The sequence below is a fragment of the Lysobacter concretionis Ko07 = DSM 16239 genome, from assembly GCF_000768345.1.
GTDB lineage: Bacteria > Pseudomonadota > Gammaproteobacteria > Xanthomonadales > Xanthomonadaceae > Novilysobacter > Novilysobacter concretionis.
The window spans coordinates 382,761-409,521 of the sequence record NZ_AVPS01000004.1 but is presented as its reverse complement, the minus strand read 5'-3'; the positions used below and the strand labels follow the sequence as shown (position 1 = coordinate 409,521).

The 26,761-nt window shown below is 66.5% G+C and carries 19 protein-coding genes; 8 read left to right on the top strand and 11 right to left on the bottom strand.

The window, feature by feature from the left end; translation table 11 throughout:
• Positions 1–49: 49 nt before the first annotated feature.
• The 4 genes from N792_RS06370 to N792_RS06355 all read right to left on the bottom strand — a co-directional run bounded on the left by N792_RS06370 (position 50) and on the right by N792_RS06355 (position 6,402).
• On the bottom strand, positions 50–1,117 hold the full coding sequence (locus tag N792_RS06370; protein ID WP_036193468.1) for a hypothetical protein: 1,068 nt from the start codon (positions 1,115–1,117) through the stop codon (positions 50–52).
• Positions 1,118–1,495: 378 nt separating this feature from the next.
• Positions 1,496–2,761, bottom strand: a complete 1,266-nt coding sequence (locus N792_RS06365; protein WP_084105486.1) for a replication-associated recombination protein A — start codon at positions 2,759–2,761, stop codon at positions 1,496–1,498.
• 408 nt (positions 2,762–3,169) lie between these two features.
• Positions 3,170–3,799 (bottom strand): outer membrane lipoprotein periplasmic chaperone LolA, encoded by a 630-nt coding sequence (lolA, locus tag N792_RS06360; protein ID WP_036193465.1) that lies wholly within the window; start codon positions 3,797–3,799, stop codon positions 3,170–3,172.
• A 239-nt stretch (positions 3,800–4,038) separates the two neighbouring features.
• Entirely contained in the window at positions 4,039–6,402 is a 2,364-nt protein-coding gene (locus tag N792_RS06355; protein ID WP_036193463.1) for a DNA translocase FtsK, read from the bottom strand.
• Between the two features lie 213 nt (positions 6,403–6,615).
• Here N792_RS06355 and trxB point away from each other — a divergent pair, with 213 nt between their 5' ends.
• The 4 genes from trxB to infA all read left to right on the top strand — a co-directional run bounded on the left by trxB (position 6,616) and on the right by infA (position 9,995).
• Complete coding sequence (gene trxB / locus N792_RS06350; RefSeq protein ID WP_036193459.1) at positions 6,616–7,569, top strand: thioredoxin-disulfide reductase; 954 nt, start codon at positions 6,616–6,618, stop codon at positions 7,567–7,569.
• Between the two features lie 154 nt (positions 7,570–7,723).
• A complete protein-coding gene (locus N792_RS06345) occupies positions 7,724–8,911 on the top strand; it encodes a GNAT family N-acetyltransferase (RefSeq protein WP_052103556.1) in 1,188 nt (395 codons plus the stop codon).
• Positions 8,880–9,635, top strand: a complete 756-nt coding sequence (gene aat, locus N792_RS06340; protein WP_036193602.1) for a leucyl/phenylalanyl-tRNA--protein transferase — start codon at positions 8,880–8,882, stop codon at positions 9,633–9,635. Before N792_RS06345 ends, aat begins: the two co-directional genes overlap by 32 nt.
• A gap of 141 nt (positions 9,636–9,776) precedes the next feature.
• Complete coding sequence (gene infA / locus N792_RS06335) at positions 9,777–9,995, top strand: translation initiation factor IF-1 (protein ID WP_036193457.1); 219 nt, start codon at positions 9,777–9,779, stop codon at positions 9,993–9,995.
• 120 nt (positions 9,996–10,115) lie between these two features.
• Here infA and clpA read toward each other — a convergent pair whose 3' ends face one another.
• Both clpA and clpS read right to left on the bottom strand, forming a co-directional pair.
• Positions 10,116–12,395, bottom strand: coding sequence for an ATP-dependent Clp protease ATP-binding subunit ClpA (gene clpA / locus N792_RS06330; protein WP_036193455.1), 2,280 nt, complete (start codon positions 12,393–12,395; stop codon positions 10,116–10,118).
• A gap of 73 nt (positions 12,396–12,468) precedes the next feature.
• Positions 12,469–12,795, bottom strand: a complete 327-nt coding sequence (gene clpS, locus N792_RS06325; protein WP_036193452.1) for an ATP-dependent Clp protease adapter ClpS — start codon at positions 12,793–12,795, stop codon at positions 12,469–12,471.
• Positions 12,796–12,904: 109 nt separating this feature from the next.
• On the opposite strand from clpS, the gene N792_RS06320 reads away from it, so the two are divergent.
• The 4 genes from N792_RS06320 to acnA all read left to right on the top strand — a co-directional run bounded on the left by N792_RS06320 (position 12,905) and on the right by acnA (position 18,080).
• Positions 12,905–13,384 carry an NUDIX hydrolase gene (locus N792_RS06320; protein ID WP_036193449.1) on the top strand — a complete coding sequence of 160 codons (480 nt, stop codon included), beginning with the start codon at positions 12,905–12,907 and terminating at the stop codon, positions 13,382–13,384.
• Complete coding sequence (gene mnmA / locus N792_RS06315; protein ID WP_036193447.1) at positions 13,381–14,529, top strand: tRNA 2-thiouridine(34) synthase MnmA; 1,149 nt, start codon at positions 13,381–13,383, stop codon at positions 14,527–14,529. The genes N792_RS06320 and mnmA overlap by 4 nt, the downstream gene beginning before the upstream one ends.
• Complete coding sequence (hflD, locus tag N792_RS06310) at positions 14,526–15,149, top strand: high frequency lysogenization protein HflD (RefSeq protein WP_036193445.1); 624 nt, start codon at positions 14,526–14,528, stop codon at positions 15,147–15,149. Before mnmA ends, hflD begins: the two co-directional genes overlap by 4 nt.
• 81 nt (positions 15,150–15,230) lie before the next feature.
• Positions 15,231–18,080 (top strand): aconitate hydratase AcnA, encoded by a 2,850-nt coding sequence (gene acnA / locus N792_RS06305; protein WP_425478849.1) that lies wholly within the window; start codon positions 15,231–15,233, stop codon positions 18,078–18,080.
• 105 nt (positions 18,081–18,185) lie between these two features.
• Here the strand turns inward: acnA and N792_RS06300 are convergent, their stop codons facing one another.
• From N792_RS06300 to N792_RS06280, 5 genes are all read right to left on the bottom strand, one after another.
• Positions 18,186–19,178 carry a serine hydrolase domain-containing protein gene (locus N792_RS06300; RefSeq protein WP_156969320.1) on the bottom strand — a complete coding sequence of 331 codons (993 nt, stop codon included), beginning with the start codon at positions 19,176–19,178 and terminating at the stop codon, positions 18,186–18,188.
• 103 nt (positions 19,179–19,281) lie between these two features.
• A complete protein-coding gene (locus tag N792_RS06295) occupies positions 19,282–20,853 on the bottom strand; it encodes a serine hydrolase (protein WP_036193442.1) in 1,572 nt (523 codons plus the stop codon).
• Positions 20,850–22,133 (bottom strand): diaminopimelate decarboxylase, encoded by a 1,284-nt coding sequence (gene lysA / locus N792_RS06290; protein ID WP_052103577.1) that lies wholly within the window; start codon positions 22,131–22,133, stop codon positions 20,850–20,852. The genes N792_RS06295 and lysA overlap by 4 nt, the downstream gene beginning before the upstream one ends.
• Before the next feature lie 141 nt (positions 22,134–22,274).
• Positions 22,275–25,289, bottom strand: a complete 3,015-nt coding sequence (locus tag N792_RS06285) for a TonB-dependent receptor (protein WP_036193440.1) — start codon at positions 25,287–25,289, stop codon at positions 22,275–22,277.
• Positions 25,290–25,318: 29 nt separating this feature from the next.
• The gene (locus tag N792_RS06280; protein ID WP_036193598.1) at positions 25,319–26,701 is read right to left on the bottom strand and encodes a transglutaminase-like domain-containing protein; all 1,383 of its coding nucleotides are present in this window, start codon (positions 26,699–26,701) and stop codon (positions 25,319–25,321) included.
• Between the last annotated feature and the right edge of the window lie 60 nt (positions 26,702–26,761).

Sequence of the window (26,761 nt, the reverse complement as noted above, 5' to 3'; positions counted from 1 at the left end):
GACCCGCATCACTCGTCGCGGCACCGGGCCGCGACGCACGCGGGAACGCTTATTGGCCGCCGACCGACAGGTTGGCCTGGACGGTCACGCCCTGCTGGATCAACGACGCTGCACCGCTGTTCTGGGCAACGACCATGATCCCGGCGGCCGCATTGGCCGAGCCATTCATGTAATTGGACATGTCGAAGCTGCCGGCATCGGCCGAGGTCGAGCCGCCATCGCCGCCGCGCCCGCCGTTGCCACCGATGCCATCACCGCCGGTGCCGCTGCCACCGATGCCCTGCCCGCCATCGCCGCCGCGTCCGGTGCTGGCCGTGGCGTCGCCGCTAAAGCCGGAATCGGCGCTGTCGGCACTGCCGGAATCGGCACTGGCCGTTGCATCAGATGTCGCATCACCCGACGTCGACGTCGCGGCCGTGTCGGAAGTGGCATCGGCCGTCGCATCCGCCGTTGCGTCGGCGGTCGAATCGCCCGCGCGGCGCTCACGCGCATCCGCCGTCGCGCTGGGATACGCATCGGCATAGGTATCGGCGTAGGCAATGGCGCCCGCCGCCGAGTCGGCATCGGAGTCGGACGAGGAACCGGCATCGCCGCTGTCGCTGGATGCGGAGCCAAGACGCACGCTGGCCGCGATCGCGCTGCCGCTGTCGCCGCCGCTGCCGGCAAGCCCGTCGCCACCGCTGCCTTCACCGCCGGTGCCGTCACCGCCATTGCCACCGTCGCCGCCATTGGCATTGCCGGTATTGCGGGCCACGTTGCCGATGTCATAGACGCTGACACCGCTGACATAGCCATTCAGTTCAGTTTTTGCGATGGCCTTGTTGGTGTTGAATGAGCTCGCCCAGTTCGCCGTGGCGGTGCTGTTGTTGTTGGCAGCCGCGCTGCCCTGCCCCGAAGCGTCTGCCTGGCCGCGGTTGTCGCGGTTGTCACCGCTGAAGTCCTCGCTGGCGTCGACATCCACCGCAACGTCAAGGGCGACATCCGTGGTGTCGTTGTCTTCTATGGTCTGGCTGTTGTCACCAGGGCCGGCTTCGTCCGCGGACTGGGCCCATGCCTGGCCGGTAAATCCAAGTGCGATGAGCACTGCCGATGCCACGATGGTTTTGCGAATGCGCATGGTCGTTCTCCTTAAAAAGTGTGCCGGCCGGCAAAAAGGAGGGGGAGGAGCCGGTCATGGCACCCATAGATCAACGCATCAGCCGTGCCAAAACCCCGCCAGGCCGCCGGGCGCCTGCCGCAGCCTTGCCTGGAGCCGGCTGCGGCCGGAGCGTCTGTTTCCTCCCGATGGCAAATCGCCCGGAAAGTGTTTCATTCGTGATACACGCCGGTGGGGAAAACCGCACGGATTGACGATACGCCGCCGGTAAAGGCCGGTAGACCGGACCGGAAACCGACCGGTTCGTCAAACGCAGGTGTATCAATGCCGTTACACCCTTTGTGTCGCGCTTGTTACACCTTTGGCGTTCCAGACTTCCGGAGACCGGACCGCACGCGTTTATTTGCGCGCCGCATTGCGTGCAGCGCGTAACCGGTCGAGCTTTTCCCTGAGCTTGATTTCCATGCCCCGCTCCACCGGCTGGTAGTAGACCCGCTCGCCCATGGCATCGGGGAAGCCGGTCTGGTCCAGCGCGATGCCGCCTTCCGCATCGTGGTCGTACTGATAGCCCCTGGCGTAGCCCAGTTCCTTCATCAGCTTGGTGGGTGCATTGCGCAGGTGCAGCGGAACGTCCTGGGTGCCGTACTGGCGCACGTCCTTCTTGGCCGTGTTGAAGGCGGCATAGACGGCGTTGGACTTGGCGGTGCTGGCAAGATAGATCACCAGTTGCGCCAGCGCGAGGTCGCCTTCGGGGCTGCCGAGGCGGTCGTAGGTATCCCACGCGTCGATCGCCATCTGCTGCGCACGCGGGTCGGCCAGGCCGATGTCCTCGGTTGCCATGCGGGTCAGCCGACGGGCCAGGTAGGCGGGATCGCAGCCACCGTCGATCATCCGGGCAAACCAGTACAGCGCGGCATCCGGGTTCGAGCTGCGCACGGATTTGTGCAAAGCGGAGATCTGGTCGTAGAACTGCTCGCCACCCTTGTCGAAGCGGCGGGTGCGGTCGGCCAGCACCTGGGCGAGCGTGGCCTGGGTGATCTCGCCCTGCTCGCCCAGCGCCAGTTCGGCGGCGATCTCCAGCAGGGTCAGACCGCGGCGGACGTCTCCATCGGCGGCACCGGCGATCTGCATCAGCGCCTCGTCGGACACCTTCAGCCCCTGCCCGCCCAGTCCGTTGTCCTCGTCATCGAGCGCCCGCTGCAAGGCGATGGCGATGTCCTCGGCGGAAACCGCGTCCATCACGTGCACGCGGCAGCGCGACAGCAAGGCGGAGTTGAGTTCGAAGGACGGGTTTTCGGTGGTGGCGCCGACGAACAGGATCGTGCCGCGTTCGATATGCGGCAGGAAGGCGTCCTGCTGGGTCTTGTTGAACCGGTGCACCTCGTCGACGAACAACACCGTGCGGCGGCCTTCGGCAAACCGCTGCGCTGCCTCGGCCAGGACCTGCCGCACTTCGGGCAAGCCGGACAGCACGGCCGATATCGCGCGGAATTCGGCGTCGGTGTACTGCGCGAGCAGCAGCGCGAACGTGGTCTTGCCGCAGCCCGGGGGCCCCCACAGGATCATCGAATGGGCGCGGCCGGATTCGACTGCGCGACGCAGGGCCGATCCGGGCGCCAGCAGGCGGCGTTGGCCGACCATCCCGTCCAGGGCGGCCGGCCGCATCCTTTCGGCCAGTGGACGCAGCGCGCTGTTTTCAACGCTGAGCAGGTCGGCCGAGCGGCCGGAAACGGTGATATTCGGGGTGCGGGATCTGGCCAACGGAGGCGACACTTCGACAAGGCGGGAATCGGGTGGCCAGCGTAACAAAGCCACGGTGTTGCCTACGCACCCAGCCCCGGCGCATTACGGGCTTCGCCCCAATGCGTCCTACGGTGGAGCGGAAGCGGAACGTTGCGCCGCAACGGAAAACGGCGGGATCGCTCCCGCCGTCGGTCACTGAGGTGGATCGGAAGACGTAGGGCGCATTAGCCGCAGGCGTAATGCGCCACATCGTTCAGCCATCGATCACCCGGTGCGCCGGACCTTCGCGCCCGGTGTCGGCGCATTACGGCTTTGCCTGATGCCCTACGTTCAGCCTTCGCCGATCACATCGACGCCCTTGGGTGGCGTGTAGCGGAAGGTGCCAGTGGCAAACGCGGGGTTGCGGCTCCACGAACCGAACTTGATCTCGGTGCGCTGGCCGACGGCGTCCTGCACTTCCATCCTCACCAGTTGGGCGTTGGAGAAGCCGAGCCGCGCGGAGCGGAAGCTGGCTTCGTCCTCGTTCCTGGGCGTCAGGCTCAACCAGGCCAAGCCGTCGGCATCCCCGGCTTCCTTGACCACGAACTTCTTGTCCAGCGTCGCCGGCTCGAACAGTGCCGCCAGCGGGCTGCCCTGCTCTTCCGCGCCTTGCGGGCGCACGGTCACCTGCTCCAGGTCGGGATCGTAGATCCAGACCTTCCTGCCATCGGCAACGATGACCTGCGGGTACGGCTTCACATATTCCCAGCGGAACAGGCGCGGCACCGACAACTGCACGTGGCCGGTGGACGTCTCCTTCAAGCGGTCCTGGGCGTCGTAGACCTGCTGGGTGAACTGCCCATCCAGCCCCTTCAGGCCCTTGGTGAAGCTCGTGAGATCGTCACGCGCTCCTGCAAAGGCGGTACCGGCGACAAGCGTGCCCAGCAGCAGGCCGGCGCTCCAGCGAATCATCTGGTTCATGCAATCGATCTCCGGATCGTGGTCTGGGTGTGGAGTGTGTGGGAGACAGGCTGAATAGGTGTTCGACGCTGGATGGTTCGTTCAGTCCTGGCCGATATCGATGCAAAGCGCACGCGTCGATGTAGGAACGCCGTAAGTCGCGATTGCACGGCGATTCCTGGTGTCGAGACAATCGCGACTTACGTCGCTCCTACGGAAGCTGATCCAGAGCACGACGAAGCGCGGTCGTCGGAAGCCTGTCAATCGCGCGGTGGCGGCGGCGCGAGCACGCTGCGGTCGCCATTGTGCTCCGGCGGGGTGACGATCCCGGCCGCTTCCATCGCCTCCACCAGGCGGGCGGCGCGGTTGTAGCCGATCTTGAGCCGGCGCTGCACGCCCGAGATGGACGCGCGCCGGGTCTCGGTCACCACGCGCACGGCCTCGTCGTACAAGGGGTCGGATTCGTCGCCGCTGCTGGCGGTCTCCGGCAGGCCGGTGGCACCGACCACCACGCCGTCGCCCATCGTCTGCACTTCCTCCAGCACGCCGTTGATGTAGTCGGGGCCGCCGCTGCTCTGCTTGAGGAACTCGACCACGCGGTGCACTTCCTCGTCGGACACGAAGGCGCCATGCACGCGCTCCGGCATCGCCGTGCCGGGCGGCAGGTACAGCATGTCGCCGTTGCCCAGCAGCGTTTCCGCACCGGACTGGTCGAGGATGGTGCGCGAGTCGATCTTGCTCGACACCTGGAACGCGATGCGGGTCGGGATGTTGGCCTTGATCAGGCCGGTGATGACGTCCACCGACGGCCGTTGGGTGGCCAGGATCAGGTGGATGCCGGCGGCGCGCGACTTCTGCGCCAGCCGGGCGATCAGCTCCTCGACCTTCTTGCCGACGATCATCATCATGTCGGCGAATTCGTCGATGAAGATCACGATGAACGGCAGCGGTTCCAGCAGCGGCGCCACTTCGTTGATCTCGGGATTGGGCTTGAACAGCGGGTCGCTCATCGGCTGGCCGGCGTCGATCGCGTCGCGCACCTTCTTGTTGAAGCCGGCCAGGTTGCGCACGCCGACCGCGCTCATCAGCTTGTAGCGCCGCTCCATCTCGGCCACGCACCAGCGCAGGCCGTTGGCGGCCTCCTTCATGTCGGTGACCACCGGCGCGAGCAGGTGCGGGATGCCTTCGTATACCGAAAGCTCGAGCATCTTCGGGTCGATCATCAGCATCCGCACGTCCTTCGCGGACGCCTTGTACAGCAGGCTCAACACCATCGCGTTGACCCCGACCGACTTGCCCGAGCCGGTGGTGCCGGCCACCAGCAGGTGCGGCATCCGGGCCAGGTCGGCGACCGTCGGACGGCCACCGATGTCCTTGCCCAGCGCGATCGTCAACGGGCTGGACGACTTGTCGTATTCCTTCGAGCGAAGCAGCTCGGACAGGTAGATCATCTCGCGCTGTGTGTTCGGCGTTTCCAGTCCGATCACCGCCTTGCCCGGGATCACGTCGACCACGCGTACCGACTTCACCGACAGGCCGCGCGCGATGTCCTTGTCGAGCGAACTGATCTGGCTGACCTTGATGCCCGGCGCCGGCTCGATCTCGAACCGGGTGATCACCGGACCGGGATACGCACCGACCACGGTGGCATCGATGCGGAAATCCTTGAGCTTGAATTCGATCTGCCGCGACAGGGTTTCCAGCGTGTCGGCGTTGTAGCCCTTGGGCTGCGGCTTGGGATCGTCCAGCAACGACAACGGCGGGATACCCGTGCCATCGGCGACGTTGAGCAGCGGGATCTGCTGCTCGCGCCGGGCCCGGTCGCTGCGCTCCACCGCGGCCGGCGCCGGCGGCTCGATCTTCACCGGCGCACGCCTGGCGCGCAGTTCGGTGTCGATCTTGCGCACTTCCTCGCGCTCCTCGCGCATCGCACGGGTCTGTTGCCAGTCGGCGGCCTGCCTGCTGCCGCGGCGGAACAGGCGCGACAGCAGCGGTCCCATCGCCAGCACCCAGTGGCCGATCCTGTCCATTACCGCCAGCCACGAGATCCCGGTCGCCAGGGTCACCGAAACCAGCAGCAACGCGAGCAGGAACAGGTTGCCGCCCACCGGGCCGAAACCGCTGTAGAGCGAACGCCCGACCAGTTGGCCGAGGATGCCGCCCGCGCCGGCGGAGAAATCGAGCACCGGGCCCACGCGCAGCTGCAGCAGGCCGGTGGCCGACACCAGGAAGCCGACGATCCCCACCAGGCGCAGCGCAGGGCCCAGGTCGGCATCGCCATCGCCGTCGATGTCCATGCCGAACAGGGCGATCCAGGCGACCAGGCCGAGCATGACCGGCAACAGAAAAGCGACGTAACCCGTCAGGTACAGCAGCACGTCCGCCAGCCACGCCCCGACCCGGCCGCCGACGTTGTGCAGCGGCGCGGTGACGCTGCCCGACTGCGACCAGCCCGGATCGGTCGGCGAGAACGTGAGCAGGCTGGCGAACAGGTACAACAACAGCGGCGCGATCGCGATCATCGCTATGTCGCGCATCAGCTGTTGCCGCTTCGGCGACGGTCCCGAGTCGCGCGTGGCGTCGGTCGTTTTTTTCCTGCGGGATGCCGTGGACGCTTGCGCCACCGTGATGTTCTGCCTTAGCTAAGTTGCGTTAGCCATTGAATATACGTGAAAAGTACACGTCGGCCGATCAGCGCGGCGGGTTGCAACGCTGCATCCCCGTGTCCGCCTTGTGTTGCCGGTAGGTCGCCGCCAAGCTATCAACCCCATCGGCCGCCTGACCGGGCCACGCCCGACGCCGCTCCGGCGCATCCTCCAACCTTCGCGATTATACCCATGACCCCAAGCAAGCACGCCCGCCTCATCATCCTCGGCTCCGGCCCCGCCGGCTGGACGTCGGCGGTCTATGCCGCCCGCGCCAACCTCAAGCCCTTGCTGATCACCGGCATGCAGATGGGCGGTCAATTGATGACCACCACCGACGTCGACAACTGGCCCGGCGACGCCCACGGCCTGCAGGGCCCGGACCTGATGACGCGCATGCAGGCCCATGCCGAGCGCTTCGATACCGAGGTGGTGTTCGACCACATCCATTCCGCCGACCTGTCGCAGCGGCCGTTCCGGCTGGCCGGTGACAGCGGCGAATACACATGCGACGCGCTGGTGATCGCCACCGGCGCCAGCGCCAAGTACCTGGGCATCGAGTCCGAGACCAAGTACATGGGCAAGGGCGTGTCGGCCTGCGCGACCTGCGACGGGTTCTTCTACAAGGAGCAGGAAGTGGCGGTGATCGGCGGCGGCAATACCGCGGTCGAGGAAGCGCTGTACCTGTCCAACATCGCGCGCAAGGTCTATCTGGTGCATCGCCGCGACAGCCTGCGGGCGGAGAAGATCCTGCAGGACAAGCTGTTCGCCAAGGCCCAGACCGGCAAGATCGAGCTGGTCTGGGATCACTCCGTGGACGAGGTGCTGGGCGATGACACCGGCGTTACCGGCATGCGCCTGCGCTCGACCAAGGACGACCGCACCCGCGAGATCGCGGTCAACGGCTTCTTCGTCGCCATCGGCCACACCCCGAACACCTCGCTGTTCGAGGGCCAGCTGGACATGAAGGGCGGCTACCTGCAGATCAAGTCCGGCCTGGACGGCAACGCCACCCAGACTTCGGTACGCGGCGTGTTCGCCGCCGGTGACGTGGCCGACCAGGTCTACCGCCAGGCGATCACCTCGGCCGGCTTCGGCTGCATGGCGGCGCTGGACGCGGAAAAATTCCTCGACCTGGGCGAGTAGCCGCGTTTGCGGAATGCCTTGAATGGCAGTCCGCGCGGCCGCGAGTGCCCGGACAAGGATGTCCGGGCCGGGCGACCCAGCGCTGGCGATACTTCGCCACGGATGGCTGCCGCCATCTCCGCCGCCATCTCCATTGGGCCATCATGGTGCGTCCATGCCCCGCACCCGCATCATTGCAAACCTCTACGATGTCCCCGCCGAGCAGTGGGACGCGCTGCATGACGGCCGCAACCCGTTCATCCGGCACGCGTTTCTGGCCGGGCTCGAGCAACACGGTTGTCTGCGCCCGGAATGGGGCTGGACCCCGCGACACCTGACCCTATGGGACGGCGACGCGCTGGTGGCCGCCGCGCCGGGCTATCGCAAGGACAATTCCCACGGCGAATTCGTGTTCGACCACGCGTGGGCCAACGCCTACGCGCGGCACGGCCTGGAGTATTTCCCCAAGTCACTGTGCGCGGTTCCCTACTCGCCCGTCACCGGGCCACGGCTGCTGGCGCATGAGCCGGCGCATCGGCGCGCGCTGCTCGCGGCCATGGTGGCCGATGCGGAGCGCGAAGGATGGTCGTCGGTCCACGTCAACTTCCATCCGGGCGACGAAGAGCCGATATTCCAGAACTCCGCAGCCGGCGACGACTGGCTCGCCCGCATCGACGTCCAGTACCACTGGCACAACGACGCGGGCTGGCGGGATTTTGCCGACTACCTGTCCGCGTTCGACCACAAGCACCGCAAGAACATCCGCCAGGAACGTGCCAGGGTCGCCCGCGCCGGGGTGACTTTCCGGGTCGTCGAAGGCGGCCAAGCCAGCGATGCGGACCTGCTCGACATGCACCGTTTCTATCTGCAGACGTTCGCCGAATACGGCAACCACCCGACGCTGAGCCTGGCCTTCCTGCATCACCTGGCGGAAACCATGCCCGGCTCGCTGGTGCTGTTTTTCGCCGAACGGGCCGGGCAGCCGATCGCGGGTGCACTGTGCCTGCGCGGCGGCGACACCTTGTATGGACGTTACTGGGGCGCCCTCGAAACCGTCGCCGGGCTCCATTTCGAGACCTGCTACTACCAGGGCATCGACTACTGCCTGCGCGAAGGGCTGACCCGGTTCGAGCCCGGAGCGCAGGGCGAGCACAAGCTGGCGCGCGGATTCCTGCCGGCCCTCGTGCACAGCCGCCACTGGATCGCCGACCCGTCATTCCGCGCCGCCCTGCGTGACTGGTGCCAACAGGAAGCCGCCTCCGTGCGCCGTTACGCGGCCACCCTCGGCGGCCACTCGCCGTTCAAGCGCGGCGACGGCGACAATGGCCGGCATGCCGATCCAACTGCCCGAACTGCCGACTGATCCCCACGCACCGTTCCCGGACCCGCGCCGGGCCTTGCGCGAACCCGACGGCCTGTTGGCGATGGGCGGCGACCTGTCCCCGCCCCGCCTGCTCAACGCGTATGCCAGCGGGGTCTTTCCCTGGTATTCCGACGGACAGCCGCTGCTGTGGTGGTCGCCCGATCCGCGCACCGTGTTTGAAACCGCCAGCGTGCGCCTGTCGTCGCGCTTCCGGCGCACGCTGCGTCAATCGGACTGGATCGTCACCGCCGACACGGATTTCGACCAGGTCATCGCCGCCTGCGCCCACGCGCCCCGGGCGGGCCAGCCCGGCACCTGGATCACCAGCGGGATGCTCGACGCATACGCCCAGCTGCACCGTCTCGGGCATGCCCACTCGATCGAGGTACGGGCCGGCCCCCGGCTGGTCGGGGGCTTGTACGGCGTGTCGATCGGGCGGATGTTCTTCGGCGAAAGCATGGTCAGCCTCGCCTCAGGCGGCTCCAAGGTTGCGCTCGCCGCCCTGGCCACGCACCTGAGCGAATGGGGCTGGCCGCTGCTTGATGCGCAGGTCGAAAACCCGCACCTGCTCAGTCTGGGCGCCACGTCATGGCCTCGCGATCGCTTTCTCGACCGGGTGCGTGCGCTGGTGGCGCAGGCCGAACCGCCCGGTTCATGGAGCAGGCGGTTCGGCACGTTTCCGGCCCGCCTGCTGGCAAGCGCGGACAGCAGGCCGTCAACCTGAAAATCCCCGGTGCCGGCACCGGGGATGGTGCGAAACATGAACGCGGGGCAGCCTGGTTTTGCGCCATCGACCCGGTCGTGGCAGAATGCCCGGCTTCGCGGCCGCATTCTTGCGCCGCCATTCGAGTGATACAGGAACCACATGGCAAAAGACGACGTGATCGAATTCGAGGGCACGGTGGCGGAAACCCTTCCGAACACCCTGTTCCGCGTGCGCCTCGAAAACGGGCACGAGATCATCGCCCACATTTCCGGCCGCATGCGCAAGAACTACATCCGCATCCTGACCGGAGACAAGGTCAAGGTGGAGATGACTCCGTACGACCTGACCAAGGGACGGATCACCTACCGCAACAAGTGATTGCGGTGGCGTGCGACAGAAAAGGCGGCCATTGGCCGCCTTTTTCGTTGTTCCCGATGATTGCCGATTCCCGGCAAACGACCGGACCGTGCAGTCAGCATCGGCCCGGCTTGTCCGCCATTACCTCACGGTCGCCGGCAACAGCTTCTCCGGCTCGGCCTGCGCATCGACCACCAGCTCGTCGTTCCTGACCTCGATCGTGACCCGTCCGCCGTTCGCCAGCTTGCCGAACAGCAGTTCATCGGCCAACGGGCGCTTGATCTTGTCCTGGATCACGCGGGCCATCGGCCGTGCGCCCATCAACGGATCGAAACCATGCTGGGCCAGCCATTCGCGGGCCTCCGGCGTCGCGGTGATGGTGACGCCCTTCTCGTGCAGCTGCGCCTCCAGCTCGATCATGAACTTGTCCACCACGCGCAGGATGTGCTCGAAGCCGAGCGCGTCGAACTGCACCACCGCGTCCAGCCGGTTGCGGAACTCCGGCGTGAAGCCCTTGCGGATCGCTTCCATCGCGTCGGTGCTGTGGTCCTGCTTGGTAAAGCCAATCGTGCGCCTTGCCGCCTGCGTCGCGCCGGCATTGGTGGTCATCACCAGGATCACGTTGCGGAAATTCGCCTCGCGGCCGTTGGTATCCGTCAGTGCACCGCGGTCCATGACCTGCAACAGGATGTTGAAGATGTCCGGATGCGCCTTCTCGACCTCGTCCAGCAGCAGCACGCAATGCGGGGTCTTGACGATCTTCTCGGTCAGCAGGCCGCCCTGGTCGAAGCCGACATAGCCCGGAGGCGCGCCGATCAGGCGCGACACCGAATGCGGCTCCATGTACTCGGACATGTCGAAGCGGACCAGTTCGATGCCCAGCTGCAGCGCCAGCTGTTTGGTGACCTCGGTCTTGCCCACGCCGGTCGGGCCGGCGAACAGGAAGTTGCCGATCGGCTTGTCCGGATTGCCCAGGCCGGAACGCGACAGCTTGATCGCCGAGGTCAGCGAGTCGATCGCCGGGTCCTGGCCGAAGATCACCATCTTCAGGTTGCGCTCCAGGTTCTTCAGCACGTCCTTGTCGGTGGCCGATACCTGGCGGGCCGGAATCCGCGCCATCTTGGCGACGATGGTCTCGATCTCCTCCACGTCGATCAGCGCCTTGCGCACCCCTTCGGGCAGCAGGCGCTGGCGTGCTCCTGCCTCGTCGATCACATCGATCGCCTTGTCGGGCAGCAGGCGGTCACCGATGTGCTTGACCGACAGGTCGACCGCCGCCTGCAGCGCGTCGTCCTCGTAGGTGACGCCGTGATGGGCCTCGTAGCGGGGCTTGAGGCCCTGCAGGATCTCGAAGGTCTCTCCGACCGTCGGCTCGACGATGTCGATCTTCTGGAAGCGCCGCGCCAGTGCGCGGTCCTTCTCGAAGATTCCGCGATATTCCTGGAACGTGGTCGAGCCGATGCAACGCAGGTCGCCGGAGGACAGCGCCGGCTTGATCAGGTTGCTGGCATCCATCGTGCCGCCGCTGGCGGAACCCGCGCCGATGATGGTGTGGATCTCGTCGATGAACAGGATCGCGTCGGGCAGCTTCTTCATCTGCGCCAGCACCGCCTTCAGCCGCTTCTCGAAGTCGCCGCGGTACTTGGTGCCGGCCACCAGCGCTCCGAGGTCGAGCGCGTAGATGGTGGCGTCGGCCAGCACCTCGGGCACATCGCCGTCGACGATGCGCTTGGCCAGGCCTTCGGCGATCGCGGTCTTGCCCACGCCGGCCTCGCCGACGTACAGCGGGTTGTTCTTGCGGCGTCGGCACAGCACCTGGATGGTGCGCTCCACCTCGTCGGCACGGCCGACCAGCGGGTCGATCCTGCCGTCGTGGGCGAGCTGGTTGAGGTTGATCGCGAATTCCGAAAGCGCATCGGCCTTGCCGTCGCCCTCGCCTTCGACCGGCTGGGCCTCGCCCTCGACATGCTGGTTGTCGCCATCGTCGCCGTGACGGGCGATTCCGTGGGACAGGTAATTGACCACGTCCAGCCGGGCGATGTCCTGCTGGTTGAGGTAGTACACGGCGTGCGAATCCTTCTCGCCGAAGATCGCCACCAGCACGTTCGCGCCGGTGACCTCCTTCTTGCCGGAGGACTGCACGTGATAGACCGCGCGCTGCAACACGCGCTGGAAGCCCAGGGTGGGCTGGGTGTCGCGGTCGACATCGTCGGGCAGCACCGACACCGAGGTCGCGATGGCCTGCTCCAGATCGCCGCGCAGGCGCGGAGCATCGGCATCGCAGGCCTTCAGGACGGCCTCGGCGGACGGGTTGTCAAGCAGTGCCAACAGCAGGTGTTCGACCGTCATGTACTCGTGGCGTGCCTCACGGGCGCGCTTGTAGCACTGGCCGATGCTGTACTCGAGATCCTTGCTGAACATGGGGCGTGTGCCTCCGAAAGCTACTGCAACCCTAGATGGGGGTGCCGGCCCACTTTTCCATGTCGCCGGCAGATCAGGCCCTTTCCATCGTACATAGCAGGGGGTGTTGGTTCAGCCTGGAAAACTCGTTGACCTGCGCCACCTTCGATTCGGCCACCTCGCGCGTGAACACCCCGCAAACGCCTCGGCCACGGGTGTGCACGTGGAGCATGATCTGGGTCGCCTTCTCCGCGGTCATCGGGAAAAACCGCATCAGCACCTCGACCACGAAATCCATCGGGGTGTAGTCGTCATTGAGCAACAGCACCGAGTACAGCGGCGGGCGGGCGATTTCCGGCTTGCCGGTTTCCACCATGACGCCGTGGCCATGGTCGAGTTCGTGGTCGGTATGTCTGGGCATGGCGGGTAGTGTAAATGTCCCGGCCCCGCGACGGGGCCGACCGGCGGGTCGATGGACGCCCGCGCGGGTGGCCGGCAAAATGGCCGCCACGTTGTTTACTGGATCAATCTTGAGCGATCGCGAAAGGCGTTTCTGGCAACCCGATGTCACTGTCGCAACCGTGGTCGTGTGTGCGGGGCGCTTGCTGATGGTCGAGGAGACCTCGCAAGGGCGGCTCGTGCTGAACCAGCCGGCCGGCCATCTGGAGCCCGACGAGAGCCTGCTGGAAGCCGCGCTGCGCGAAACCCGCGAGGAGACCCGTTGGGACGTGCGCCTGACGGCGTTCATCGGCGCCTACCAATGGAAAGCTCCGGTTGCCGATGATGGCCGTGGCGACCGTCATTACATGCGCTTCGCGTTTGCGGCCGAGCCGGTGTCGCACGACCCGGCACGTGATCTGGATACCGGAATCGTGCAGGCCTTGTGGCTGACGCCGGGCGAGCTCCAGGATCAGGCCGGCCGTCACCGCAGCCCGCTGGTCTGGCGTACCGTCGCCGACTATCTGGCCGGACGACGGCACCCTCTCGACCTCGTACAGCAGTTGGCATGAACGCTCCACACCGCCCCTCCCCGCGCACGTCATTCCCGCGCACCATCGTCGGCATGTCCGGCGGGGTCGATTCGTCCGTGGCCGCCCTGCTGCTGCGCGATGCGGGGGAGCCGATCGCCGGGCTGTTCATGCAGAACTGGGCGGACGACGGCAGCGGCGAGTGCCGTGCCGAGGACGACCGCCGCGATGCCGTCGCGGTATCGGGCCGGCTCGGCATCCCGATCCATTTCCGCGATTTTTCCGGCGAATACTGGGCTGGTGTGTTCGAGCACTTCCTGGCCGAGTACGCCGCCGGCCGGACGCCCAACCCGGACGTACTGTGCAACCGGGAAATCAAGTTCAAGCACTTCCTGGATGCCGCCCACGATCTGGGGGCCGACTTCATTGCCACCGGCCATTACGCCCGCATCGATCACGACGGCCGTCGCCACCGCCTGTTGCGCGGCATCGATCGCGACAAGGACCAGAGCTACTTCCTGCACCAGTTGGGACAGGAACAACTGGCAGCGACCCGCTTCCCGCTCGGCGACCTGCACAAGCCCGTGATACGCCAGATGGCGCGGGATGCAGGCCTGCCGACCGCGGACAAGAAGGATTCCACCGGGATCTGCTTCATCGGCGAGCGCGACTTCCGCGAATTCCTCGGGCGCTATCTGCCCGTCCGCGACGGCGAGATGCGCACGCCCACCGGACAGCCCATCGGCCGCCATCCAGGCGTGTTCTATTTCACCATCGGCCAGCGCGAAGGCCTCAACATCGGCGGCGTGCGCGGGTTCCAGGCCGCGCCGTGGTACGTGGTCGGCAAGGACGTGGCCAGCAACGTGCTGTATGTCGATCAGGGCAGCGATACGCCCTGGCTGAAGTCGCAGACGCTCTGGTCGGAGGCCGCGCACTGGATTGCCGGCGCGCCGCCAGCCGGCCGTTTCACCTGCACGGCGCAGACCCGTTACCGTCAACTCGACGAGGCCTGCGAGGTACGCGTCAACGACGACGGCACACTGGAAGTCCGCTTCCTGTGCCCCCAACGTGCCGTCACGCCGGGGCAATCGCTGGTGCTCTACGACGGCCCGGTCTGCCTTGGCGGCGCGGTCATCGCGACCACGGATGCTCCACTCGAACAACGCCTGAGGGCCAACACTGCATGACCGACACCCGCAACAACCGCCTTGCCGACCGCGTGCTCGCGCTGGCCGGCCTGGTCCAGGCCCTGGCCCAGGTGCGCCGGATCGCCGACACCGGGCAGGCCAATGCCGCCGTGGTCGACACCCTGCTGGAATCGGTGTTCCGGATCGACGCCGAGTCGACCGAGGCGATCTATGGCGGACGCGCGTCCCTGCGGCCGGGGCTGATGCTGTTGCGCGATTACTTCGGCGGCAAAGGCCACGATGCCCAACTGCCTCGTCTGGCGCTGGCGGTGATGCAGCTGGAGCGCCGCTTCGCGCGCGACCACGACATGGGCGAACGCGTGCGACGTGGCATCCAGGCCCAGGCGGAGACCGCGGAACGGCTGGGGCGCAGTCATCCGGAAGTCCTGGCCGCGCTGGGCAGCCTGTACGCCGACACCCTGAGCCACCTGCGTCCGCGCGTGCTGGTACAGGGAAACCCCCATTACCTGGGCCAGTCCGATGTGGTTGCCGAAGTGCGGGCGGTGCTGCTCACCGCGGTGCGCGCGGCGGTGTTGTGGCGGCAGATGGGCGGCAGCCTGCTGGATTTCCTGTTGCGTCGGCGCGACATGGCCGCGACCGTGGAAGCACTGCTGCGCTGAGCTTCGGGAGGCGGTATTGCGCCCTGAACGCGGGCAGTTTTTGGCGGCTTCCGGCATAATGACGGGGCTCGAACGCAGCTGATGCACCTTGATCGGGGTTGTCGCGTCCGGATTTCCGGCCAATCCCGGACAAGGTCGCCTGCCCTCCCCCCGCTATTCCAGCCACGGAGCTTCCAAATGGCCGACTCCTTCGCCACACGCGCGCAACTCGACGTCAACGGCAAGTCCTACACCTATTTCAGCCTGCCCACCCTGGGCAAGCGCTTCGACCTGGGCAAGCTGCCCTATTCGATGAAGATCCTGCTTGAGAACCTGCTGCGCCATGAAGATGGCGGCATCACGGTCGGCAAGGACCACATCGAAGCGGTGGCGCAGTGGAATCCGACCGCCGAAGCGTCCACCGAGATCGCCTTCATGCCGGCGCGCGTGGTCCTGCAGGACTTCACCGGCGTGCCCTGCGTGGTCGACCTGGCGGCGATGCGCGATGCGGTGACCCGGCTGGGCGGCAATCCCCGGCAGATCAACCCGCAGATTCCGTCCGAACTGGTGATCGACCACTCCGTGCAGGTCGACGTGTTCGGCCGCCCCGACGCGCTGGACATCAACGGCCAGATCGAGTTCGAGCGCAACAAGGAGCGTTACGGCTTCCTGCGCTGGGGCCAGAAGGCGCTGGAAAACTTCAAGGTGGTGCCGCCCAACACCGGCATCGTCCACCAGGTCAATCTGGAAAACCTCGCCCGCGTGGTGATGGAGCGTGAGGTGGGCGGCGAGCTGCTGGCGTTCCCCGACACCGTGTTCGGTACCGACAGCCACACCACCATGATCAACGGCATCGGCGTGCTCGGCTGGGGCGTGGGCGGCATCGAGGCCGAGGCCGCGATGCTGGGCCAGCCCTCGTCGATGCTCATCCCGCAGGTGGTCGGCTTCAAGCTGACCGGCAAGCTGCCCGAAGGCGCCACCGCCACCGACCTGGTGCTGACCGTCACCCAGATGCTGCGCAAGCACGGTGTGGTCGGCAAGTTCGTCGAGTTCTACGGTGAAGGCCTGCAGCACCTGCCGCTGGCCGACCGCGCGACGATCGGCAACATGGCGCCGGAATACGGCGCGACGTGCGGCATCTTCCCGGTCGATGCCGAGGCGGTGAAGTACCTGCGCCTGTCGGGTCGCAGCGAGGAGCAGATCGCCCTGGTCGAGGCCTACGCCAAGGCTCAGGGCCTGTGGCACGAGCCGGGCCAGCCGGAGGCCACGTACTCCTCGACCATTGGCCTGGACATGTCCGAGGTCAAGCCGTCGCTGGCGGGCCCGAAGCGTCCGCAGGACCGCGTCCTGCTGAGCGACATGAAGGACAACTTCCGCACCAACGTGACCGGCTTCACCGCCCACCGCAGCGTGGGTTGCGCGGACCAGGCACTGAAGGCGGAAGGCGGCGGGCAGCCGCAGGCCGAGCACCTGGCTGCCAAGCCGGTCTCGACCATCCGCCTGCACGACAAGGACCACGCGCTCAGCGACGGTTCCGTGGTCATCGCGGCAATCACCTCCTGCACCAACACCTCCAACCCGGCGGTGATGCTGGGTGCCGGCCTTCTCGCCCGCAAGGCGGTGGCGCGTGGCCTGACCGCCGCACCGTGGGTCAAGACCTCGCTCGGGCCGGGTTCGCGCGTGGTCACCGACTACCTGCAGAAGGCCGGCGTGCTGGCCGATCTGGAAAAGCTCGGCTTCTATGTCGTCGGCTACGGTTGCACCACCTGCATCGGCAACTCCGGCCCGCTGCCGGATGCCGTGTCCAAGGGCATCGCCGAGAACGACCTCGCCGTCGCCGCGGTGCTGTCGGGCAACCGCAACTTCGAAGGCCGCATCCATGCCGAGGTGAAGATGAACTACCTCGCCTCGCCGCCGCTGGTGGTCGCCTATGCGATTGCCGGTACCGTGGACATGGACCTGGCCACCGACTCGCTGGGCAAGGACCGCGACGGCAACGACGTCTACCTGCGTGACATCTGGCCGACCAACAAGGAGATCGGCGACATGATCGCCGCGACCGTCGGACCGGAGCTGTTCGCGCAGAACTATGCCGACGTGTTCAAGGGCGACGCCCGCTGGAACGAGATCGAGTCGCCCGATGGCGAGTCCTTCGCGTGGGACGAGACCTCGACCTACATCAAGAACCCGCCCTACTTCGACGGCATGACGATGGAGGTCGGTTCGATCGACGACGTCCACGGTGCGCGCGTGATGGGCCTGTTCGGCGATTCGATCACCACCGACCACATCTCCCCGGCCGGCGCGATCAGGAAGGACTCCCCGGCGGGCCGTTTCCTGCAGTCGCGCGGCGTGCAGCCGGCCGACTTCAACAGCTACGGTTCGCGTCGCGGCAACGACGACGTGATGGTGCGCGGCACCTTCGCCAACATCCGCATCAGGAACCTGATGCTGGACGACGTGGAAGGCGGCTATACCAAGCACTTCGGCAAGGACGGCGCCAGCGAGCAGATGGCGATCTACGACGCGGCGATGAAGTACAAGGCCGAGGGCGTGCCGCTGGTGGTGTTCGCCGGCAAGGAATACGGCACCGGCTCCTCGCGCGACTGGGCGGCCAAGGGCACCATCCTGCTGGGTGTCAAGGCGGTCATCGCCGAGAGCTTCGAGCGCATCCACCGCTCCAACCTGGTCGGCATGGGCGTGCTCCCGCTGCAGTTCAAGGACGGCGAAAGCGCACTGACGCACGGTCTGGATGGCTCGGAGGTGATCGACGTGACCGGTCTGGACGACGGCGCTTCCAGGACCGCCACCGTCGTCGCGAAGAAGGCCGACGGCAGCGAGAAGCGCTTCGAGGTCGACGTGCTGCTGCTGACGCCGAAGGAAGTCGAGTACTACCGCCACGGCGGCATCCTGCATTACGTGCTGCGGGATCTGGCGAAGAAGGCGGCGTAAGCGCTTTCACGCAAACAGAAAAAGCGGCTTCGGCCGCTTTTTCTGTGGGTGATTGTCCCAATACGCCAGCGCCCCACTGTTGCCCGGACCCGCGTCCGACGGCGTCTACCGCTTGAATCGGGCAGCAATCTCCAATGCGGTCGAATACGGCTCCGGATCATTGCGGTTGCTGAGCAGCACCACCGTCAGGCGCTGCTGCGGATAGCGCACGATCACGTTGCGGAAGCCGATCGTCTCGCCCGAATGCCACAGGCTGTCGCCGGTGATGCGCCAGCCGAAACCGTAGTCGACGTCCGGATCGTCGGTGGTCGTTGCCGCGGCGAACGCCATCCGTCGTGACTCGTCCGCGAGCAGCCGGTCGTCGTAGAGGACCGCGTCCCACTTCGCCAGGTCGTCGATCGAGGAATAGATCCCGCCATCCCCGAGCACCGCGCTGGTCGGACTCTGGTCGGTGCGCGTCCAGACGCCGTCGACTGCCGTATAGCCATAGGCGCGGTGGCTGATTTCCGGGCCGCCGCGCACATAGGCCAGGGTGTTCTCCATGCCGAGCGGCTGGAAGATCCGCTCGCGCAGGAATGCCGGATACTCGTGACCCGAAGCCCGCTCCACGGTCAATGCCAACAAGGCGTAACCGCTGTTGCTGTACCGGTAGGCGGAGCCGGGAGCAAAATAGGTCCGGTCCTGGGCTTCCAGGATTTCCAGCACGTCGGCGTCACGCAGCTGCCTGTCGAACACGTCCGGCATCACGTCCTCGTAGTCGATCAGCCCCGAGGTGTGGGTGAGCAGGTGGCGCAGGGTGATGGCCTCGCCGGCCACCGGCAACGATGGCAACCATTTGCGCACGGGGTCATCCAGATGCAGCCGATCGTCCTCCGCCAACAACAGGATCGCGGCAGCGGTGAACTGCTTGCTCACCGACGCCAGACGGAAATTGGTCTGCGGCCCGACCGCGGTGCCCTGCTCGAGATCGGCCAGGCCGTAGCCGCGACGCAGCACCGGCTGGCCATCCTGCAGGACCAGCAGTGCGGCACCCGGGCCGCTGCCGTCGTATTGCTGCATCAGGCGATCGACTTCCGCGGGCACCGCATCAGCCGCCATCGACTCACCGGAGGAAACACCGCCGGCAATCGCGAAGGCGGAAGCCAACAGCAAGGCGGGAATACGCATGGTGTGCTCCGGATAATGAAGGCATCGGCGGTCCTCAGCGTCCGGTGCATTCGCCGATACGGGTAAACGAAAGGTCTTCGTAGTCGTAGCTGAAGTCCGCATCGGGATCGACCTTGGCCATGGTGAGGTTCTTCGCCTCGTCACCCTCGCCGCCGGCGAAGAACAGCCAGGCCTCGGCATCGACCTGGTCGGCGTCCCAGTCGACCAGATAACGATCGCCGGCGCGCATCACCACGCCGGTCAGCATCGGCGACTTGGCCGCGCTGAACCGCACCACGCCCGATTGCCCGCAGACCGACACCTCGCCGAACCACGGATCGCGCCAGCGCCCCAGCCAGCGCGCCATGTCATCGGCCGAAGCCGGTTTTCGCGCGGCGGCCTCCGGCATCGGGATGGCCGCGGGCGTCGGGGACGCGCGGGCCAGCTCATCGGCATACCGGGTCACGGAGCTGTCCCGATCCGGCGAGGTGAAGTGTTCGACCAGCACCTGGTTGAGCACGGTCCGGGCTGCATCGCCGCTGCCGTTGATCAGCACCACGAAGCCGCTGCGTCGCTCCGGCAGCAGGTGCAGCACGGAGTACATGCCCGACAGGGTGCCGGTATGCGAGACGCTCCATTCGCCATGGATGTCCGCCAACCGCCAGCCGTAACCGTAGGCGCGGAAGTGGCTGTCGTCCCACGCACGCTGGCGGCGCGAGATCGGCAACGGCGTGTGCGGCGTCCACACGGCGCGACGTTGCGTGTCGGAGAGCCAGACCTGTTGCGCTGCTGTGGGCACCAGCCAGTTCTGCGCCCAGACCAGCATGTCGTTGAGGCTGCAGCGGATGCCGCCGGCAGCGGCCGAGGTGATGGCGGCGACCACGGCGTCGTTGCTGCCGGTCACCACGTTGCGCCCGTCCTGGCGCCGGTGCGGCCGGGCGATGTTGCCGACTTCGCGCGCATTGAACTCACCTACCCGGCAGCGCGACAGGCCGAGCGGCTCGAACACCTCGCGCCGCACCAGTGCTTCATAGGACGCGCCACCAGCCGCCGCGGCGACTTCGCCGGCGACTACATACAAAAGATTGTCGTAGGCGTACTGCGACCGGAAGCTGTGCTGCGGCTTCAGGTGCGCCAGGCCGGCGATGATGTCGTCGCGGCCGTAGTGGTTCGGCTCCGGCCACAGCATCAGGTCGCCGGCGCCTTCGCGCAGACCGCTGTTGTGGATCAGCAGGTCGCGCACCTGCATCTCGCGGGTCACCCAAGGGTCGTACATGCGGAACTGCGGCAGGTGCTTCACCACCGGGTCGTCCCAGCGCAGCTTGCCGGCATCGACCAGACGCGCGAGCACGCTGGCGGTCATCGCCTTGGTGTTGGAAGCGATCTTGAACAGGCTGTCGGCCGTGACCGGCTCGCCGGAACCGGCCGCCAGTTCCCCCGCGGTGCGGATGTAGACCACTTCGCCGTCCTCGATCACCCCGACGGCGAGCCCCGGCAACTGGTAGCGCGCCATGACCGCGTCGAAGTGCTCGTCAAGGCGGTGGTTGCCGGGAGAATCCGCCGCGGCTGCACACAGGGGCAGGCACGCGAGGATGGCGAGGATGGAGCGCTTTGCGATGCGGATCATGCGGTTTGCCAGTTCCCTGCCGGCTGCTCGCCGGCGATCATTTCCTCGAAGGACTGCCGACGGCGGATGACCGCGTACCGTCCGTCGTCGAGCAACACCTCGGCCAGCAGCGGCCGCGAGTTGTAGTTGGACCCCATGGAGGCGCCATAGGCGCCCGTGGCGGCGACCAGCAGCAGGTCGCCGGCCTTGCAGGCCGGAAGCTCCCGCGCCACCGCGAAGGTATCGCCGGTTTCGCACACCGGACCCACGATGTCGTACGTCACGGCCGCGCGCGGTGGGCCGGAGACCGGGACGATGTCGTGCCAGGCGTCGTACAGCGAAGGCCGCAACAGGTCGTTCATGGCCGCATCGACCACCAGGAACCGGCGCTGCTCGCCCTGCTTGACGCGTATCACCCGCGTCATCAGCACGCCGGCCTCGGCGACCAGGTAACGTCCGGGTTCCAGCACGATCCGGCCTTCGAAACCGGCCAGTGCTTCGCGGATCACCGCGACATAGGCGCCCGCCTCGATCGGCCGGTCGTGGCCGCGCCGGTAACAGACTCCCAGCCCGCCCCCCACATCGATGCTGTTGATCGTGTGTCCGTCGCGTACCAGCTCACGCCAGAACTCCGCGACCCGCGCCAGCGCCAGCCGGAACGGTTCCAGTTCGAGGATCTGCGAGCCGATATGCACATGCAGCCCGTCCAGCCGCACATGCGACAAGCCGGCTGCGCTGGAGAACCAGCTGCGGGCTTCCGCGATGCTCACGCCGAACTTGTTTTCGGCCTTGCCGGTGGAGATCTTCTCGTGCGCGCCCGCCTCGACATCCGGATTGATCCGGACCGCCGCATGCGCGAGCGTCCGTTGCGAGCTGGCAATGCGGTCGAGCATCAGCAGCTCGTGATGCGATTCGACGTTGAAGCGGGAGACCCCCGCAGCCAGTGCCTCGGCGATCTCGTCCCCGCTCTTGCCCACGCCGGAGAAGACGATCCGGTCCGCCGGAATGCCGGCCCGGAGGCTGCGCCACAGCTCCCCGCCGGACACGATGTCCGCGCCCACGCCGGCCTCGTTCATCAGCTGCAGGATGGCCAGGTTGCTGTTGGCCTTCACCGCGAAACAGATCTGCGCATCCAGACCCTGCAACGCGGCCTGCAACATGGCGATGCGTTGCCGGATCGCGTTCGCCGAATAGGCATGGAACGGCGTCGGCAGCCGGCTGGCGAGATACTCCAGGTCGACCCCGTCAAGACTCGCCGCGTCCGGGGTGGGGACTTCAGCCCGCGGGGCCGCATTCGTCATCAGGTTCATGGCTCGATCGATGTCGCGCGGCGGCAATGCCTGCGCGCATGGTTGTTCAAAATGGGATCCCGGAAAAAAGGCGGCCCGCTTCCGCAGGCCGCCAAGGGGACACTCAGATATCCATCGTCCCGGGTGCCGGCATCAGAAGTTCCAGGTCACCACCAGCTGCGCGTAGCGCGGCGACTGCCAGCGGGTGCCGGTGCCGAAGGTGTCGCGGCGGACGCCAGGCTGGCCTTCGTAGCGGCCACGGACGTTGATCACTTCCTGCTCGTTCAACAGGTTGTAGACCGAGAAGCGGGCCTTGAGGTCGATCCCTTCCACCGGCAGCGCCCACGTCACGCTCGCGCCCACGTTGTACGTCCACGGCATGCGGCCGAAGGCGCCACGCTCGCTGCGCTCGTACACCCGGCTCTGCCACGGATCACCGCTGCCGCAGTTGGCAACGCACAACCAGCCGGTGCCGCCGCCACTGCCTTCGCTGGTCGGGCTGGCAACCGTGCCGCTCTCGCCCGGCCACGTGACGCCGAAGGCGCTGATCGGGCCGCCGGACAGTGCACTGACCGTGCCGCCGACCGACCACACCTCGTTGAACCGGTAGCTGCCACGCAGCTTGATCTGGTGTCGGTGATCGTTGAACAGGTCGCCGTAGCGGTCGTTGTTGGCCGGGTGATCCCAGTGCTGGACCATGCCGGTATCGCCGTAGTTGGTATCGGAGTTGACCGGGCCCTCGTGGTTGCCTTCCAGCTTCGACCACAGGTAGGAAGCGTTGAACGCCCACTTGTCATCCCAGGCGCGGTCGATCTGGAACTCCAGCGCCTTGTAGGTGCGCTTGGGCTTCGAGTACCCGATGACTTCCTCGCTGCCGGCCTTGATGTAGCCCTCCTTCGAGGTGTCGATCGTCACCCAGCCGTCCTGCGCGCAGCCCTGGGCCTTCGTGCCCCACAGGGTCAACTCGTCGCCCGGGTTGGCGATCGGCCAGACGTTGCCGTGGCGCACGCCGCACAGCGCGTTGATGCGCACGTCGTCCATGGCGTTGGGCATGCGGCGGTAGGTCGCGTTGACGCCCCAGGACCAGGCCTGGCTGATCATCGTCTGGAAGCCGAGGATCGCCTCGTCCTGGTAAACCGCATCCAGATCGCGGTCCACCGGTTCGTTGGACAGGTTGTAGCTGTCGTCCACAGGCCCGATCTGGGCGCCGAGGACCGGTGCCATATACGGTGCGCCCGTGACGGGATTGATCTCCTGGCGCCAGCCATTGAGCGCGTAGTAGGTGTACTCGTCGGTCAGGCCGCCGGCGAAGTTGTAGCTGATGATGCTCGTGACCGGCATGTAGTAGCGGCCGAGGTTGCCGAACAACTTGGTGCTGCCGTCGCCCTTCATGTCCCACGAGAAGCCCAGGCGCGGCGACACCAGTTCGTCGAGCTTGATGTAGCTGTTGCCGCCGGCGTCGAAGTTCTCGAAGCTGTCGACGCGCAGGCCAAGGTTGACCAGCAGGTTGGGGGTCACGCTCCAGACGTCCTCGACATAGAAGGCGCTGGTCTCGATGTCGAACACACCGCCGTCCGCGCGACGACGAGCCATCAGGAAGGCGTCCACGCCGCCCGGCACCACGGCACCGTTGCCGAGCACCTGGCCCGGTGACGTACCGTAGGCGGTGAATACCTGGCCGGTCGGACCCGGGTAGCGGGTGGTGCGATCGGTGGTCATCAGCTCGTGGTCCCAACCGAAGCGCAGCAAGTGGTCACCCAGCGCCCACTCGAAGTCCAGGCGCTTCACCTTGCGCTCGTCCTCATGCGAGATCACCGAGCCGCCCGGATGGCAGCCGAGCACCGGTTCGCCCATCGCGCGGTACTGCGGCCCATAGCTGGCGTTGTTGTAGCTCACGATGTCGCACAGCGCATCTGCAGGGGAGCGGTTGAAGCTGCTGCTGCGGTTGATGCCGTACATGCCCTTGGCGGTGAAGTTCTCGCCGAAATGCCCGGTATAGGTGAGCGACCCGCTCTTGCCTCCACTCGACGCCGTCGAGAGGCTGGGCGCATCGCTGCCCACCGTGCCGGAGTCGAAATCGTAGGTATAGACATGGCTGTCAGAGTCGCCTTCATCGGAAAAGGCGAGCAGTTCGAGCAGGTGGTCGTCGGTGATGTTCCAGTCCAGTTTGGTGCCCCAGAACCCGTTGTCGCCCTTGCTGGTGGTCCAACTGTTGCCGGCGTTGTTGGTGAAGCCGGAGTGGCTGTCGCGTTGTTCGTACATCGCAAACAGGAACAGTTTGTCTTCGACCAGCGGGCCGGACGCCCAGACGTTGGTCTTGGCGAAGCTGCTCCGGTCATGGCTGCCGCGTACGTTGACGCGGCCGTCCGCGTAAAAGCGGTCGTCGGCGCTGGACTTCGCGGCACTCGGCTCGAAGGTGACCTCCACTCCGCCCTCGAACTCGTTGCTGCCCGAGCGGGTGACCGCGTTGATCACGCCACCGGTGGCGCGGCCGAATTCGACCGAGTAACCGCCGGTCTTGACCTGGTACTCGCGGAAGAATGCGAACGGGGCGGTCGAGAAGCTCTGCCGACGATAGAAATCAGTGACGTTCAGGCCATTGATGAAAATCGAGTTCTCCGCTACCGAAGAACCGCCGAACGAGATGCCGCCGAACGACGAGTTGCCGCCGACAACGCCCGGTGCCATCAACGCCACCGAGGTCAGGCTCTGCTCGACCGGCAACCGCGCCCACTCCTCGCGGGTGATGTTGGTGGACGATTCGGTGGAGTGCACGTCCACGCGGTTCACCACGCGGTTGCCGACCACCGTCACCGCGCCGAGGTTGGAGATCCCGCCTTCGCTGCCGAGGTTGACCGTGGTCGTGCCGCCCAGGGCGACGCTGACCACGATCGGCTCGCCTACCGGCTGGCCGTTGCGGGTGAGCTGCAGGTTGTAGTCGCCCACCTGCAGTTGACCGAGCCGGTAGGTCCCGTCGGCATTCGCCGTCACGCTGCGGGTCACTCCGGTGCTGGTGCTGGTGACAGTGATCTGGTCCCCACTGACGGCACGACCGGCGACCGAACCGGTGGCACTTTGCGCCATCACCATCGGTGCCATGGTGGATAGACAGGCCCCCAAGGCAATGCAGAGGGCGGCACGACGGAGTTTGGTATGACTGGCCTTCATTGCGGTTCTCCCCGGAACAAATGTGTGTGTTAGTTGGCTTGTGGCAGCAGTTGCCACTCGAAGTCGTACGTCCACTGATCGAAATACAGGTTGCCGCCGTCCCACTCGGCTTCGCCGCGCTGCAGGTCGACGGTTTCCGAACGCGGGTGCTGCTTGGCCGGCACGAACCCGCGCGAGTAGTCGTCGTTGAAGGCGATGCGATACGCGTCCAGGCCGCCGAGGTAAAACCCGGCGAGGTCTGCACTGGCCGCAGGCAGGCGCCCGAAGGTGACGTCCATCGGCACCCAGCCGTACGGAGCCAGGTACATCCAGCCCCAGTCGTGCATGTTGTTGTAGCGGTCGTCGGAGAAGATCCAGCCCGACTGCCAGCGTGCGGGAATGCCGTTCATGCGCAGCAGGGTGATCAGCAGCAGGGTCTGCTGGCCGCAATCGGCGTGGCCCTGTTCCAGCGCGTGCTGGCCGATGTTGGTGATGGTCGAGTACTCGCGGGCGCCGGCCCAGGGGATCGAATCCACTGATGCGAACAGCTTCTGCGCGATCCGGTACGGGTTGGTCTCGTCGCCCACCACCTGCGCCGACTTCAGGCGCATCGCATCGCTGAACACCACATGCGGCGCGCGCTCGGCCACGTAGGGCGCCAGCTCGGGGGTGATCTGTGCCGGCACCACCTTGTCCGGGTCGATGTCGACGTACTGGGCGTGGACGGTGAGCTCGTAGCTGACCGAGAACTGCGTCGGCTTGCCGGCCACCGCCGGCGCTTCCATGTACACCGTGCGCTGCAGCGCCGACTCGGGTGCGAGCTGGTGGCTTGCCGGCATCGTCGAGTGCAGCGTGATGTCGTCCTGCTGCCCCGGGATTGCCCGCGGGAACGGCAACCAGGCGCGGATGGTCTCGCCGGCGGGTACGGCGTCGGGTTTCACCGTCAGCGACTGCGTCACCTGCACGCGTCGCGGCGCCACGGCGCGGTCGCCACTGGCCAGGGCGGCCGCGCGCACTTCGGCATGGTGCGGGTGCGCAGCCTGCAGCGGACTGTCGTAGAAGGTGAGGGGCGTGGCCCGGCGCTGACGCGCCTCCTCGCTCAGACGGTAGAGGTTGGCCGGTCCGCGGTTGAACCAGCGGCGCTCGCCGTCGATCACCCGCGCCTCGATCAGGCCGGCCGCGTCCCAGCGTGCGAACTCGGCATCGGTCATATCCGGAATATCGCGGCGCAGGCGTTTCTTTGCGCCCGCTTCGTCCAGGCTGAAGTCCATCAGGATCCGCCGCATGCGCTCGCGTTCAAACAACAGCCGGCTGCGGACTTCCGCGTCGAGCGAACCGTCCTGCGCCGCCGCTGCCAGAGTGGCTTCGGCCTGCTCGAACCGGCCGTCGTCGACCATCGCTACGACCTCCCCCACCGGATCCTCGGTCGGCATCTGTGCGAACACCGTGCCCGGGAGCAATGCCGCCGACAGCAGCCCGCCCATCAGGAACCA

Coding starts and splice junctions, on each gene's coding strand:
- clpA (WP_036193455.1), bottom strand. CDS start 12,395: ATGTTCAGCAAGGATCTCGAGTACAGCATCGGCCAGTGCTACAAGCGC.
- N792_RS06285 (WP_036193440.1), bottom strand. CDS start 25,289: ATGAAGGCCAGTCATACCAAACTCCGTCGTGCCGCCCTCTGCATTGCC.
- N792_RS06365 (WP_084105486.1), bottom strand. CDS start 2,761: ATGCGGCCGGCCGCCCTGGACGGGATGGTCGGCCAACGCCGCCTGCTG.
- N792_RS06370 (WP_036193468.1), bottom strand. CDS start 1,117: ATGCGCATTCGCAAAACCATCGTGGCATCGGCAGTGCTCATCGCACTT.
- infA (WP_036193457.1), top strand. CDS start 9,777: ATGGCAAAAGACGACGTGATCGAATTCGAGGGCACGGTGGCGGAAACC.
- trxB (WP_036193459.1), top strand. CDS start 6,616: ATGACCCCAAGCAAGCACGCCCGCCTCATCATCCTCGGCTCCGGCCCC.
- N792_RS06300 (WP_156969320.1), bottom strand. CDS start 19,178: ATGGCGGCTGATGCGGTGCCCGCGGAAGTCGATCGCCTGATGCAGCAA.
- acnA (WP_425478849.1), top strand. CDS start 15,231: ATGCACCTTGATCGGGGTTGTCGCGTCCGGATTTCCGGCCAATCCCGG.
- aat (WP_036193602.1), top strand. CDS start 8,880: ATGCCGATCCAACTGCCCGAACTGCCGACTGATCCCCACGCACCGTTC.
- N792_RS06345 (WP_052103556.1), top strand. CDS start 7,724: ATGCCCCGCACCCGCATCATTGCAAACCTCTACGATGTCCCCGCCGAG.
- clpS (WP_036193452.1), bottom strand. CDS start 12,795: ATGCCCAGACATACCGACCACGAACTCGACCATGGCCACGGCGTCATG.
- mnmA (WP_036193447.1), top strand. CDS start 13,381: ATGAACGCTCCACACCGCCCCTCCCCGCGCACGTCATTCCCGCGCACC.
- hflD (WP_036193445.1), top strand. CDS start 14,526: ATGACCGACACCCGCAACAACCGCCTTGCCGACCGCGTGCTCGCGCTG.
- lysA (WP_052103577.1), bottom strand. CDS start 22,133: ATGACGAATGCGGCCCCGCGGGCTGAAGTCCCCACCCCGGACGCGGCG.
- N792_RS06280 (WP_036193598.1), bottom strand. CDS start 26,701: ATGCCGACCGAGGATCCGGTGGGGGAGGTCGTAGCGATGGTCGACGAC.
- lolA (WP_036193465.1), bottom strand. CDS start 3,799: ATGAACCAGATGATTCGCTGGAGCGCCGGCCTGCTGCTGGGCACGCTT.
- N792_RS06295 (WP_036193442.1), bottom strand. CDS start 20,853: ATGATCCGCATCGCAAAGCGCTCCATCCTCGCCATCCTCGCGTGCCTG.